Here is a 14,344-nt window from a genome sequence, read left to right as displayed (position 1 = left end):
ATTCATGTATATCTAAGATTAAAAAGATTTCAAATATTTTCAATCAGTCAAAGTTGTGCTTTAATATGTGGTGCGGTTGATCTAATTGGGGTGAGCTATGGTTGAAAATATAAATCCGGAGCAGCAGGCTCGAATCAAAATTGACGAAATGCTGAAAAAGGCCGGCTGGAAAGTTCAGTCGAAGGACAAAATTAATCTCGGTGCTTCTCTCGGTGTAGCTGTACGTGAAATGTTGATGAAGGACAGCAAGAAGGCGGATTACATCCTCTTTGTCAATCGTAAAGCAGTTGGAGTGATTGAAGCCAAAGCAGTGGGTAAAACTCTCTCTGGTGTAGAATTTCAGTCCGCCGGCTACATGAAAATTTTCCCTGATGATATACCGCACTACAGCCCCCTCCCATTCGCATATGAAAGCACAGGTGTTGAGACTTTTTTTCGTAATGAAAAAGAGCCTGATTACCGCTCCAGACGTGTTCACTGGTTTCATAAGCCAGAAACTTTGAAAAAGTGGGCAGAGGAAGAAAAACCCCTTAGAGAACGTCTACGCAAAATGCCTGTACTCAACATAAACGGCTTGCGTGACTGCCAGATCGAAGCTGTTACAAACCTTGAAAAATCATTTGCACAAAACCACCCCAGAGCGCTGATTCAGATGGCTACAGGAAGCGGTAAAACCTTCACAGCTATAACATTCATATACCGCCTTATAAAATTTGCAGGGGCAAAGCGTATACTCTTTCTGGTAGACAGAAAGAACCTTGGCGAGCAGGCAGAAAAAGAGTTTCAGAATTATACAACGCCCGATGACGGACGCAAATTCACCCAGCTATATAATGTCCAGAGGCTCAAAAGCAACACCATTGATGATGTATGCAAAGTAACCATAACAACCATCCAGCGTCTGTATTCAATGCTGAAAGGTGATGAAGAATTTCTTGAGGAAAATGAAGAGAACTCCGCTGGTGAAATAGCATCTGACAAGCAGTTTGATGTTGAATACAACCCGGCTATTCCTATTGAGCATTATGACTTCATCGTAACTGACGAGTGCCACCGCTCAATATATAACCTCTGGCGGCAGGTGCTGGAGTATTTTGACGGATTTCTTATTGGTCTCACGGCTACGCCGTCTTTACAGACTATGGGTTTCTTTAACAAGAATCTGGTTATGGAATACTCCCACGAAAGAGCAGTGGTAGACCGTGTGAATGTAGGATACGAAGTATACCGCATCAGAACTCAGATCACTGAAACAGGGAGCAAGGTCGAAGCAAAAAACACTGTTGATGTAATGAATAAAAAGACCCGTGAAAAACGCGGTGAAATTCTTGATCAAGACCTTGTGTATAGAAATAACGAGTTAGACCGCTCGGTAGTGGCTCAAGACCAGATTCGCACAGTGATCAGAACATATAAAGAAAAACTCTTCACAGAGATTATGCCCGGTAGAACAATGGTGCCTAAAACGCTCATCTTCGCAAAAGATGACAACCACGCTGAAAATATTGTCCGTATAGTTCGTGAGGAATTTGGCAAAGGGAACGAGTTTGCAAAAAAGATTACATACAGAGTAAGCGGAGAAGACCCGAAAGAAATATTGCAGAGTTTCCGCAACTCTACCAATCCGAGAATAGCTGTAACAGTTGATATGATTGCAACAGGAGTGGATGTCCGCCCGCTGGAAGTTCTGCTTTTTATGCGTGATGTGCGTTCGGCGAACTATTTTGAGCAAATGAAGGGAAGGGGTACAAGGGTTATTGACGACAACGACCTGAAAGCAGTAACCAGCGATGCGGAAAAAAAGACTCACTTTGTAATTGTGGATGCTGTAGGCGTTTGCGAGTCAGACAAAACAAACATGAGCAGTATGGAGCGTAAGAAGGGTGTTTCTTTTGAGAAACTCTTGGAAAGTGTAGTGTTCGTTCGTGATGACGACACATTACAGACCCTCGCAGGCAGGCTGGCAAAGCTGGATGCAGAGTTGACGCCTAAGCAAAGAGAAGAATTTAAAATAAGTTTCGGCACAGGCATTCAGGAGCTTGGCAGAAATCTTGTGGATGCTATGGACAAAGATGTCCAGATTGCAAAAGCAAAAGAGTTATATGGTGAAGACCCCTCGGAAAAGCAAGTGGAGAAAGTGCGGGAAGATTTAGTCAACACTGCCTGCGCACCGCTTGACGATCCGGATTTCAGAAAAGCATTGGTCGAAATTAAGAAACAGACAGAAATCATTATCGACATAGTAAGTATAGATGAAACGCTGGAAGCAGGATTCAGCACAGAAGCAAAAGAGAAAGCTGAAAAAATAGTCAAAAGATTTTCTGAATTTATAGAAGAAAATAAAGACGAAATAACCGCCCTGCAAGTTTACTTCAGCAAGCCTTATTCCCAAAGGCATATAACATACGATTCTGTGAAAGAGCTGGCAGAAAAGATACAGAAGCCTCCGTATCTGCTTAATCAGGAAAATTTGTGGAATGCTTATAGAATTCTGGAAGAAAGCAAGGTAAAGGGCAAGCCCTCATTTCAGATTCTCACCAATATCATCAGCCTTGTCCGTTATGCTCTTCATAAAGACAATGAACTTATGCCTTTCCCTGAGCTTGTTGAAATCCGCTTTGAAAACTGGGTGCAACAGCAGCAGGAAAGTGGTATAGAGTTTACCGCAGAACAGCTTGAGTGGCTGGAGCTTATTAAAAGTCACATCGCCAACAACGCTGAGATTACAAGGAACGACTTGGAACTCCCCGCTTTCAGCGGCAAAGGCGGGCTTTTCGGAGCGTACGATCTGTTTGGCGAAAAACTGGAAGAGTTGATTAACGAACTTAACGGGGTATTGGTAGCGTGAATGAATTGCCAAAGGGCTGGGTAGAGACAGAGCTGATAGAAATTTCGGAGATTGTACTTGGACAGTCCCCTCCTTCAGAAACATACAATGACGATGGTGATGGGTTACCATTCTACCAAGGGAAAACAGAATTTGGTAAAAAATCACCTACTCCAAGAAAGTGGTGCAATCAACCAAATAAAATTGCTCTTGAAAATGACATACTGCTTAGTGTTCGTGCCCCTGTTGGTCCAACAAATCTGAGTTTGCATAAATCTTGCATTGGGAGAGGTCTCGCAGCTGTACGCCCAATAATTGTTGACTATATGTATGTGTACTATTTTTTTAAGCAAATCGAGCCTGAACTTTCAGGTAAGGGAACTGGTACAACGTTCAACGCAATAACAGGAGACGTAGTAAAGTCTATTTCAATTCATCTCCCCCCTCTGACGGAGCAGAAGCGGATTGTGGAGAAGATTGAGGCTCTTTTTTCTCGCCTCGATGCCGGAATCGCCGCCCTCGAAAAAACAAAAGCCCAGCTCAAACGCTACAAACAATCCGTCCTGAAAGCTGCATTTGAAGGCTCACTCATTAAATCTGATTGTGTTTGGCAAGAGATAAATTTAAGTGACTGTTGTATAAAAATTACTGACGGCACACATCATTCTCCAGTAAATAAACCTAATGGAGACTATAAATATATTACAGCAAAAAATATAAAAGAATATTCATTGGATTTGGACAACATTACCTATATTTCAAAGAAAGACCATGATGAAATTTACTCGAGATGTGATGTCAAATATAGGGATGTGCTGTACATTAAAGATGGGGCAACAACTGGAAGAGCATGTATAAATACTCTCAACGAAGAATATTCTCTCCTTTCTAGCGTATGTGTTTTACGTCCAGATGAAAATAAACTATTGCCTGAGTTTCTTACATTTTTCTTGAATTCAAGAATAGCCAGAGACGAGATGTTTAAAAATATTGCTGGTGTTGCAATTACCAGATTAACTTTAAAGAAAATAAAAACATCAAAAATACAAGTGCCAAATGTTTTAATACAAAGACAAATAGTTACAAAGATTGAAAAGTTTTTCTCCGTTGCCAACAAAGCCCTTGAAACTGTTGAACAAGAACTGAAAAAAGCTCAGGCTCTAAAGTCCAAAATCCTTGAGTATGCATTTACAGGTAAGCTCGTCCCCCAGAATCCTGATGATGAACCAGCAGAAGTTTTGCTGGAGCGAATCAAAGCAGAAAAAGAAGCATTTCAGTCAACAAAGAAAACAAGAAAGAGGCAATAGATTATGTCACCGGAAACCAGAGCAATTGTAAATAAAGTTTGGAATTTTTGTAACCTGCTTCGTGATGAAGGATTAAGCTATGGTGACTATGTGGAACAGCTCACCTACCTCATTTTTTTGAAAATGACATATGAACAGACTTTGCCTCCGCTGAATAAAGAGAATAAGATTCCGAATGGATATGACTGGACATCACTGGTTAGCAAGTCAGGCGATGCTCTTGAAATGCACTATAAACATACTCTTGAAACTCTATCAAAACAGCCGGGGATGCTTGGCGATATTTTCCGAAAATCAACAAACAAAATCCAGAACCCTGCCTTACTGGAAAGACTTGTTAAACTCATAAACGAAGAAGTCTGGCTTCGCCTTGGTGTAGATGTTAAGGGTGACATTTACGAAGGGTTACTGGAAAAGAACGCTCAGGACACAAAGAGCGGTGCAGGGCAATACTTTACCCCTCGTGCTGTTATTCAGGCGATGGTAGAGGTTATGAAGCCAGCTCCGGGAGAAACAATATGTGACCCCGCATGTGGAACAGGCGGCTTTTTCCTCGGTGCATATGACTACATCACCAAAAAGGGCGGGTACATTCTCGACCGTGACCAGCAAAGATTTTTGCAGGAGCAAACATTCACCGGATGGGAGCTTGTGGACAACACAGCACGCCTCTGCATTATGAACCTCTACCTCCACGGCATAGGTATTGAACGTACACCAGTAAACGTTGCAGACTCACTAATCAGCCTGCCTGCCGACCGTTTTGATATGGTACTCACAAACCCGCCGTTCGGCAAAAAGAGCAGTATCAAAATCATCAATGAAGAAGGCAAAGAAGACAAAGATTCTGTTACATACGAACGTGACGATTTCTGGGCATCCACAACCAACAAACAGCTTAACTTTGTGCAGCACATCAAGTCTATGCTGAAAATTAACGGACGTGCAGCTGTTGTCGTACCGGATAACGTACTTTTTGAAGGTGGCGCAGGTGAAACAATTCGCCGGAAGCTATTACAGGAATGTGATGTACACACTCTTCTTCGTCTCCCTACAGGTATTTTCTATGCGCAAGGGGTAAAGGCTAATGTACTCTTTTTCGACCGCAAGGAAGGACGTGAGGAGCCTTGGACAAAGAAAATCTGGATTTATGACCTCCGCACAAACAAACACTTTACACTAAAACAAAATCCGCTCTCTTCTGCGGACTTTGAAGACTTTATTGCTTGCTACCACCCAGAAAACCGCTTCGGCGGCAGAACGGAAACAGAACGTTTCAAATGCTTTGATTATGACGAACTCATCCAACGGGACAAGGTAAACCTAGATATCTTCTGGCTGAAAGACGAAAGCTTAGAGGATACAGCCAACCTTCCGGCACCGGAAGTTCTCGCTCAGGAAATTGTCGAAAATCTCCAGAATGCACTGGAGCAGTTCAGCAGCATAGTAGAGGAACTGGGGGAATAGGTATCTTCTTTTAATAAAAGATAACATACCATCATAAGTACCTCAAGATTATGTGGATTTTAGAGAATGTTTTTGGAACATAATGGAACAAGAACGCTAAAAAAATGTATATATTATTGTAAACTATTGATAAACAAGTAACTCAAAATCAGCGGCTGCGGGAATCGAATTGTAGATTTATGGCTATGGAACAGTAAGTAATGTTAGATTAAATTGTATTATTAACAATATATTATGAAGTTGATAGTTCGTTTATCAGAAACATTTTTTACTAAAATTTGATCACAAAATAGTCACAAGGGAAAATCTGGTTTGCCGGAAAAACTTTAAATTTGGAATGTCTACTCCGTGGGGGAGCTTATTATAAAAAGGGGTGCCCCACAACAGGGCACTCCTTTAATCTGAGAAGTGGAAATTTATTTAGTCATTTTTGCAGCATGTTCTCCCGCCAGTCTACCTGATGTGAATGCGAAACCAAGTGTCGCACCTTCCAGTTCTATGTAGCTGGCTCCGTACATGCCTGTTGCATCGTTACCAACAACATATAGACCGTTGATAGGATGATTGTTATCGTCAAGAGCCTGAAGATTTTCATTAACTTCGACACCGCCAAGTGTTCCAAGGCTTCTTGCTATGTTAGAAAAAGCATAGAAAGGACCTTTTTCCACGGGGAAGAGGAACTGAGGAGCGTTATAAAAGTCCACATCCTCTCCTTCATGCGCAAGTTGATTATATCTTTTTATTTCTTTTGTCAGAACTGCAGGGTCAATGTTCATTTTCTTTGCAAGTTCTTCAATAGTATCAGCGACAACAAAAGCTTCTGATTTGATAGCGTCTTTTACGTAAGGCATGATATCGTATGGAGCTTCAAAGATGTCAGCAAGTTCCTTGAGGTTGTTTTTCTCATTGAACTCATAGAATTCTAAGTCAGTGTATTTCCAATATCCATATTTGTTCATAAGGTATTTGAGTCCGTGCTTTTTCATGTTGTCAACAACACTCTGGTCAAATACGTGCCAGCCTACATAATCAGGTTGTTGCATATAAGCATTTGCAACGATAGCAAATTCAGATGAATGGTCTTCTCTAAAGAATCTGTAGCCGTCTTTATTGACTTTGAGAACAGGCGCATCACTGAAGAGCCAAAGTATGAAGTCGCCGCCAAGAGGTGTTTTCTTTTTATGGTTAGGATTTAAAGCAAACCACTGACCGATAACGCGGCCTTGTTTAGCTCCTGCATTCCATGCCATTTTAAGTCCTTCGCCCTGTGCCATTTGAATTGGTGACAGCGGTGGATTTTTATAGCCTGTGTATGTTTCAACCATTACTTTGTTTGCACCCATACCGCCTGTTGCCACGATGACTGCTTTTGCATAGATATTGAATTCGTTACCGTCAGCATCTTCGGCAACTATTCCTGCTATTTTGCCTTCTTTATCCTGGAGAATTCTTAAGCCCTTTGTTTCAAAAAGAAGAGTTCCGCCTTTCTTTTTGAATGTAGCCTGAAGACGTCCGATATTTTTTGATCCTCCTCCATTCTGGTAACCGTGGAGTGTATCCGGTGTCCCAACGTGCCAGTACTGACCACCTGACCCTGCCGGAACGAGTGCAAGTTCAGCACCATTTTCATTAAGGAAATCAACTGTTTTACCAGCATTTTCAATGATTCTCTTAACAAGACGACCGTTAGCAAGATAATTTGTTTCCACCATAAATTTTTCAAAGAGCCATTCTTTGTCTACGGTTTTTTGTTCTTTAATTTGCTGAGAACTGTCGGCAGCAAACATACCGCCTGAAAAAGTGCCTGCACCTGCAGGGAAAGGAGCCTTTTCAATAAGAATAGTTTTTGCTCCGTTTGAGACAGCAGACAGAGCTGCGGAAGTGCCGGATGTACCTGCACCGATTACAACAACGTCAGCACGTAAGTCTTCTGCAAAAGAGAAGCTTGAACTCAATAGCACTGCGACAAATGCGATTAAAATAAATTTTGTTACTTTTAACATTTTTATCTCCTGTTTGATTTATTAAAAACTATTTTTCTCCTCCAAAAGAGAAAGAATATATTGCTAAAACATGAAGTTCTGTCATGTCAGGGTCTGAGTCAAAGTTTATGTCTGCATATCTGACTTCAAGGTGCAGGCCGCTAAGGGCACCGCCGAGGATATTGTCATTAAAATCGTACATAACGTTGTAGTCGATTTCATCTGCATCGGAAGAAGAGTTAGTGCCTGAATCCGGCGTGTCGAATGATGCGTAGGTGATTGCTGCGTAAAGACCGGGTATGCCTATAGCATCAAATGCGTAGCCGGCATAAGCCATATATGCTGTTTCTTCGGCTCTTTCTGATACAAGAAACTGTGCAGGAACCACAGAACTGTGTCCCCATCCTCTGAATAGGTTATCATCACCTGTTTCAGAGTAGTGGAGGCTTGCATTAAATCCGTACGCTTCTGTACCGGCCACTACTCCATATTGATATGTGTCGAAATCCCCGCGTATTTCATCTCCTGCAGATTTCTGAGTTAGGTATGAAGGTTTGATATAAGCTGTCCATGGACCAAACTTTTTTCCGACATTTAAGTCCACGTAACTCATATCAATAAAATCATCTACATGGTAACCCCAGCCTTGCGCATTAAAAATGTAAGATTCTGAATCTAAAGCGTATTTTATCCCTCCGATAATAAGCGGATTGCTATCGGCACCAGAGCTGACATTTTTTGAAATATCAACAAATTCATCAGAGTTCGGAGTTGAAATATCTGTGAGATAATAACCATGAATTTCTGTATTGCTGAGACCTCTGTTGATTACAGACAGGCCTCTGTAGGTTATAGGCAGAAACCACGGGTACTCATCGCCGTTTGCCCATGGTGTGTTAATATGTTGAGCCCCGTATTTTATTGCTGTCTTTAACCATTCCCCTTGAATATAGTATTCTTTAAGGGTTGCATAACCTTCATGATCTTCCTGCAATAGACCATAGGCTCCATCATTGTCATTGCTGAACATGTCATTGGCAGTGCCGAAAGTCACTCCCAGGCTGATACCATGAAGACTGCCTGTATTTACACTTAACATGCCGCCCACTGCACTATCAGAGCCATCTTTTATGCCTTCGGCAATTTCAAGATTTTGATAACGATAAATGAGCTGGCCTTCCACTGTACTTTCATTAAACATTTCTTTGAAGTTATTTGCCGCAAAAGCATTTAATGAAAATAAGAGGGCTGCTGCAGTAAGCATTATACCGGTAATGCTTTTTTGCTTGTACCAAGAGATTTTTTTCATCTTGATCCTCCTGTAAAATTAATAACAATTACGATTTTATAGGAGGAGTTTACAATATCCAGACGGTACTTTGACGGATTACCAGATAGGTATATCCTAGGTATTATTCTTAATATAATAAGCCATTTTTGACAGGGAAAAATCCAACTTTTCTATAGATACTCCGGTGTAGCAGAACCAGATAAAATTATTATCACTCCCGAATATCTCGGGAGGATAAAGCAGGATATTGTCTTTCAGCAGCTTTTTGAAACAATGCTTCATGTTATGTCCGAAGTTGAGCCTGCAGTTTACACCACGATCAGGTTTCTCCCATTGAGCAATACCCGTAAAGTATTTTTTGAGAAGCTCATCGACTTTTGCACAACGCTCAATAATCATTGGGCGTATTTCGTCCATATAAGAGGTATATATGCCTTTACTCAGAAGTTTTTCCATAACAATCTGAGGGATAACATCTGTATATTCATCATTCATTAATTTTACATTCAGAAGTGACGGCATAAGCTGTTCCGCAACAACAATAGCAGTCATAGGCATTGACATGAACGGTCTGGCAAGAGAGAAAACATATATAATATTATTATTTAAATCCATTGATTTTAATGTCGGAAGGGGGGGAGTGGTGTGCCAGCAGTCACTCACTACATTACTTTCAATGATAGGAAGATTATACGCAGCAGAAATATCAATTATCTTTTTCCTTCTCTTCATTGAATAAGTTATACCTGTGGGCATTCCGTAATCGGTGTCCAGCATCAATATGCCTTTTTTTCTAATACGCAGATAATGTTCAACTTCTTCCGGTATCATGCCCTCACGATCCATTTTAATTGGCTGAAAATTTAATGTTTCCGGAGCAGATTGGTCAAAAAGAAAGATAGACTCATTTTCAATAAAAAAATTTATATGCGGATTACATATAGAATCAAATATTGTCTTAAATGCATTTTGCAGGTTATTGCATATAAGTACCTGAGATGGTTTCACATATATATCTTTTTGGGTAAGGTGGTCACAGATAACCTGCCTGAGTGATAGAGTGCCTCGTATATCCAGACTGCTGTGGTGAATGATCTTATGCATATCTTCGCCAACATATTTCATAACTTCCCTGAGCGGCTTATCGGGAAAGAAGTCTTTCCCGAATGTGCATTCATACAGGTTTATTACATTGGGGTTACTCCTCAGATAACTTACGGCTCTGTAAGAGCATGGCAGAGAATGACTATATGCTGCACATGTGTATTGCTTCCAGTTGACTTTGTTCTTATCTTCGTTATAAGGGTCAGAACAGACTACCGCCCTTTTTTTATCTTCAATTTTGATTATATTTTCTGACTCAAGGATTTCCAGAGCTTTTATAATAGTCGGGCGACTAACGCCAAAGATTGAACAAAGATCCCGCTGAGACGGGAGTTTTTCGCCGTAAACCAATCTGCCGTCCCTGATTTGTTTGCCTATATTATGGGCAATTTGCTCGTAAGCAGACATATCAGAATCAATATTAATAAAACAATTTCCCAACATTTAAGCGCCTTTGTAGAGCTTATTTTCATGTTTATATTATAGAATAATAATTAATTTGATTCCATCAATGACCAGATTCTGATTTTAATACTTGCCAGATATGGGATTATATTGTGGATCGATGAATTTAAACAGTGAGAGCAGATTTCTTAGTGCTTTTTGAATTAAAATACTTAGAAAAATAGTAGGTCCACATAAGTAAAAAGAGACATCAGTTTTCTGCGGAGCAGAAGACTAAGATCGGACTTGAAGTTCCTCCGTTGATATAACGAGAAAATTCTGCTTATAAATACTTTCTTTTTGCGGCAGGATTATCGCCCTGTTCTTGACCCGACAACAGAAACATAAGAGAGGCTGCGGTTCCCAGAGCTGCTGATACGAAAAAAGATGTTTTGATATTTCCTGTGTGGAAAAGCATGGAACCCAATACAGGTGCAGATGCAGAACCGAGCCCCATGAACAGTCCAAATCTTCCTACCGTTTGTCCCAGTACACTTTTATCAGTGCGTTCCAGCATCAGTGCAGAGCTGGCAGGCTGTGAAACAGCGCTGAAAAAACCGCTTGCTGCGGCAAGAATTATAAGCTGGCGGTAATCTGAAATTACAGCAAAAAAGGGCAGAAGGGTGGACACTGCTAACCCGCCTGTCAAAATGAGCGTCTCCTTGCGCACCGAGTCTGCAAGCCTGCCAGTAAACGGCAGTGTAACAGCAGTAACAGCCGTTGTTGTCCCTATGATTATTCCTGTTCTGCCGATACCCATGCCTGCATCATGGAGAATGAGCGGCAGAAAAACAGCCACGGTTGATATGCCCCAGCTGCGGCAGAATATGTAAAACATTATGAGGTTTACGGAAAATTCGGAGGAAATATTCCCCGGAGGACTTATTTTTTTCTGTTGTCCGGTCTTATTGCTTTTCCTGAAGCAGCAAATAAACAATGCTGCTGACGACAGACAGCAAAAGAACATCAAGAGGAATATTCCCGAAAATCCCAGATTGCTTATCAGGAATCCTCCGGAGATGGGCGCAACCGCCAGAGCCGAGTAAAATGACAGATCAAAATTTCCCATAGTCCGACCTTTTTGCCCTTCGGAATCCGAATTAAGCAGATAGTAAATAACGGGTCGGAACATAGCGCATGCCGCTCCCTGGAGTATTCTTAAGCCAAGTGTCGTGACTGCGTCATGAACAAAGTAAAATGAGCAGGAGACAGCCGTATACGCAAACAGTGAAAAGAGAAGGACTTTTTCCGCTCCGGTTTTATCGAGAAGCTTTCCTGTAAGAGGTGTCAGAGCTATTTTTGATAAGGAATAGAGGCTGAATGCCAGACCGAAAGTCACAGCTTCGTGAGAGAAGGAGCCTAAATAAAGGGGGAAAAATATGTCATTTACGGAAAAACAGAAGGTTATGACAAAGTTTACAATGAAAAGCACAATAAAATTGTTACTGTCCGTTTTTATCGGCATGCTCCGCCCCTGAGGAAGTTAATAAAATATGTTAATAATATCATCGGAAATAGGAGCAGTGAATCAGCAGGTTTTCTGCAATTTGTAAGGTGAATTTACTTAGGTAGTTTTACTGTTTTTGTTATGGGACCTGCTATGGCTTATAACGATAAAGTGTTTATATATAGAATATTTTTAGTTTAATGTTCTTATTGTTCTTTTCCGGTGCTTTTATTTTAAGTTGAAAGAAGTATATGCCTACTCATATTATTGAGATATGCAGATATGAGTAAAATTTCTACTGCCAGCCATTAATTTTTTTTTATTTTGAGGTGAGTATGAGTTCAGCTAAAAAGGCATCGATCTTTTTGATCGATGATCATGCAATTCTTCTTGAAGGTCTTAATATTCTCATCAGTAAGGAACACGACATGGAGGTGTGCGCCACCGCCACAGACGCACCATCTGCCGTGAACAGGCTTTTCGAGATTCATCCCGATGTTGCTATTGTGGATTTGTCCTTAGAAAATTCAAACGGGCTTGATTTCATAAAAAGCATAAAAGCACGGTATCCTGATACTCATGTACTTGTACTGTCAATGCACGATGAGCTTATTTTCGCCGAAAGGAGCATCCGCGCAGGGGCCTCTGGCTATATCATGAAAAGCGAGAAGCCATCAGTTATAATAAGCGCCATACGCCAGATTGTTAACGGGAAAATGTATCTCAGCCCCAGAATGACCCAGTATGTGGTTAACAAAGCTTTGAATTCTAAGTGCAAAAGCGATGCGGATGTGGTGGAAACTCTTTCGGACAGAGAGTTTCAGGTATTTCAATATATAGGGGAAGGCATTTCTTCAAAACATATGGCAGGGAATCTCAATCTCAGCATAAAAACCATCGACTCGATCAGAGAAAGCATAAAACACAAACTGGGACTTGAAAACGCCTGCGAATTAACAAAGTACGCAATAAAGTGGGTACGTTTGAGAAATGTACTATGAAAAAAAAAGATGCATTAAACGATGAAGACTCAAAAAACGGTTCTGCCGCAAGAACGTATCTGAAGCAGGAGCTTATAGCCGCTAAAAATGCCTACAATGAGCTTCTCGGACACGAAGAATGCAAGATGCTGGCCTTTGATGACGTGCCGGTATTTGAACTGACTATTGATGAGAATGCCAATATTACAGGTCTTTCCGGCGGTGTTGAAACAGTCACCGGTTATTCTTCTGATGAGCTTATCGGTTACAACTTTGCGGATATTCTTGCCGATTATGAACAGGTGGAGGAGCATATAAAAGAGTTTATCCGTTTCCGGAAGGAGGGCTGTATCAGGAAAAAGAGATGGCGTATGCTTAAAAAAACAGGAGAGGTCATAAACGTAATCCACAGCGCCAGAGCGGAATACGACAGCTCAGGAAGATACATTGCCGGAGTCGGTTTTGTTATGGATATTTCAGACGCTGTAAACGCCAATGATGCACTCTTAAAATCAGAAAAGGAAAAAAGTATAATCCTGAACGCCATGAGTGAAGGGGTGATATATTTTGATCCGGACAAAAAGGTTATATGGGCAAATAAAATCATATCCGGTCTGTTTAATATTCCCATGTCACGTATGAAAGGCAAAAGCTGTGTATCTGTATGTCCGGGTATGGGGAGAAACTGTTCCGTATGTATTCTTGAAAAAGCGATAGCCGAAAAGATAAAAAAAATATGTGAGCTCAGTTACAAGGACAGAACTCTTGCAGCTTTTGCTCAACCTGTCCTTGACAGCAGAGGGGCTATTCTGTCGATTGTCATGGTTGTGAGCGATATTACCGACCGCAGGCTTCTTGAGACGCAGATTGTAGAATTAAGCAATAACGAAAGACAGAGAATTGCCTATGACCTGCATGACCGTCTGGGGCAGATGCTCACAGCCGTGTCGATGATGTCCTCAAGTCTATTGAGCATGATTGATAAAAACATGGCAAAGGAATATTCAATAACAGAAAAAATAGTGAGGTACACCGGAGAAACACAAACGCTTATGCGCAGTATTCTTTACAGTATTTATCCGATACACGGCGGAAGTGAGGATCTTTCGGATTCCCTCGCACGTCTTGCTGTGGGAGTTTCAGCAACTTACAATATTGAATGCATTTTTGAAACAGAAGGTGTCATGAAATTTGAGGATCAATCTAAGGCGAACCATCTGTTTCTTATAGTTCAAGAGGCCGTTAATAATGCTGTCAAGCACAGTAAGTGTACAAAAATCAGTATAAAGTCTGAAGAGTGCAAAGGGAAGAATGTCATTTCCATTTGTGATGACGGTGAAGGATTGAACGGTTCATCAAACGGAGGGCATGGTTTCCGTATAATGCACTACAGGGCTTCGGTAATCGGTGCGGAACTGTGCATAGGTAACAGTAAAAAAGGAACAGTGGTCTCCATCAGCTTTGATTCATAAGTTCCGGTAATTCTACTTAATCT

General features: G+C 41.1%; 9 protein-coding genes. 5 read left to right on the top strand and 4 right to left on the bottom strand.

Annotated features, from left to right (window positions below; genetic code table 11):
* Positions 1-97 precede the first annotated feature (97 nt).
* Genes ACYRYY_RS04990 through ACYRYY_RS04980 form a run of 3 tightly spaced genes read left to right on the top strand, consistent with a single transcriptional unit; the run spans position 98 to position 5,601 of the window.
* A complete protein-coding gene (locus tag ACYRYY_RS04990) occupies positions 98-2,848 on the top strand; it encodes a type I restriction endonuclease subunit R (protein ID WP_460214443.1) in 2,751 nt (916 codons plus the stop codon).
* The gene (locus tag ACYRYY_RS04985) at positions 2,845-4,134 is read left to right on the top strand and encodes a restriction endonuclease subunit S (protein WP_460214442.1); all 1,290 of its coding nucleotides are present in this window, start codon (positions 2,845-2,847) and stop codon (positions 4,132-4,134) included. The genes ACYRYY_RS04990 and ACYRYY_RS04985 overlap by 4 nt, the downstream gene beginning before the upstream one ends.
* 3 nt (positions 4,135-4,137) lie before the next feature.
* Positions 4,138-5,601 (top strand): class I SAM-dependent DNA methyltransferase, encoded by a 1,464-nt coding sequence (locus ACYRYY_RS04980; protein ID WP_460214441.1) that lies wholly within the window; start codon positions 4,138-4,140, stop codon positions 5,599-5,601.
* A gap of 416 nt (positions 5,602-6,017) precedes the next feature.
* Here ACYRYY_RS04980 and ACYRYY_RS04975 read toward each other — a convergent pair whose 3' ends face one another.
* The 4 genes from ACYRYY_RS04975 to ACYRYY_RS04960 form a co-directional block, all read right to left on the bottom strand.
* Positions 6,018-7,604, bottom strand: a complete 1,587-nt coding sequence (locus tag ACYRYY_RS04975) for an FAD-dependent oxidoreductase (RefSeq protein ID WP_460214440.1) — start codon at positions 7,602-7,604, stop codon at positions 6,018-6,020.
* 28 nt (positions 7,605-7,632) lie between these two features.
* A complete protein-coding gene (locus ACYRYY_RS04970; RefSeq protein ID WP_460214439.1) occupies positions 7,633-8,892 on the bottom strand; it encodes an OprD family outer membrane porin in 1,260 nt (419 codons plus the stop codon).
* Between the two features lie 96 nt (positions 8,893-8,988).
* Positions 8,989-10,422, bottom strand: a complete 1,434-nt coding sequence (locus ACYRYY_RS04965; RefSeq protein ID WP_460214438.1) for an aminotransferase-like domain-containing protein — start codon at positions 10,420-10,422, stop codon at positions 8,989-8,991.
* A 283-nt stretch (positions 10,423-10,705) separates the two neighbouring features.
* Entirely contained in the window at positions 10,706-11,887 is a 1,182-nt protein-coding gene (locus tag ACYRYY_RS04960) for an MFS transporter (protein ID WP_460214436.1), read from the bottom strand.
* 317 nt (positions 11,888-12,204) lie between these two features.
* Here ACYRYY_RS04960 and ACYRYY_RS04955 point away from each other — a divergent pair, with 317 nt between their 5' ends.
* On the top strand, positions 12,205-12,870 hold the full coding sequence (locus ACYRYY_RS04955) for a response regulator transcription factor (RefSeq protein WP_460214435.1): 666 nt from the start codon (positions 12,205-12,207) through the stop codon (positions 12,868-12,870).
* A complete protein-coding gene (locus tag ACYRYY_RS04950) occupies positions 12,867-14,321 on the top strand; it encodes a PAS domain-containing sensor histidine kinase (protein ID WP_460214434.1) in 1,455 nt (484 codons plus the stop codon). The genes ACYRYY_RS04955 and ACYRYY_RS04950 overlap by 4 nt, the downstream gene beginning before the upstream one ends.
* Positions 14,322-14,344 lie beyond the last annotated feature (23 nt).

Source organism: Geovibrio sp. ADMFC3, assembly GCF_054687035.1.
The sequence above is the reverse complement of the archived record's forward strand: the minus strand, read 5'-3'. Positions and strand labels throughout refer to the sequence as shown.

Excerpts from the sequence above, each read along its gene's own strand:
- ACYRYY_RS04955 (WP_460214435.1), top strand. The coding sequence starts at position 12,205 with ATGAGTTCAGCTAAAAAGGCATCGATCTTTTTGATCGATGATCATGCA.
- ACYRYY_RS04970 (WP_460214439.1), bottom strand. The coding sequence starts at position 8,892 with ATGAAAAAAATCTCTTGGTACAAGCAAAAAAGCATTACCGGTATAATG.
- ACYRYY_RS04990 (WP_460214443.1), top strand. The coding sequence starts at position 98 with ATGGTTGAAAATATAAATCCGGAGCAGCAGGCTCGAATCAAAATTGAC.
- ACYRYY_RS04975 (WP_460214440.1), bottom strand. The coding sequence starts at position 7,604 with ATGTTAAAAGTAACAAAATTTATTTTAATCGCATTTGTCGCAGTGCTA.
- ACYRYY_RS04980 (WP_460214441.1), top strand. The coding sequence starts at position 4,138 with ATGTCACCGGAAACCAGAGCAATTGTAAATAAAGTTTGGAATTTTTGT.
- ACYRYY_RS04960 (WP_460214436.1), bottom strand. The coding sequence starts at position 11,887 with ATGCCGATAAAAACGGACAGTAACAATTTTATTGTGCTTTTCATTGTA.
- ACYRYY_RS04965 (WP_460214438.1), bottom strand. The coding sequence starts at position 10,422 with ATGTTGGGAAATTGTTTTATTAATATTGATTCTGATATGTCTGCTTAC.
- ACYRYY_RS04950 (WP_460214434.1), top strand. The coding sequence starts at position 12,867 with ATGAAAAAAAAAGATGCATTAAACGATGAAGACTCAAAAAACGGTTCT.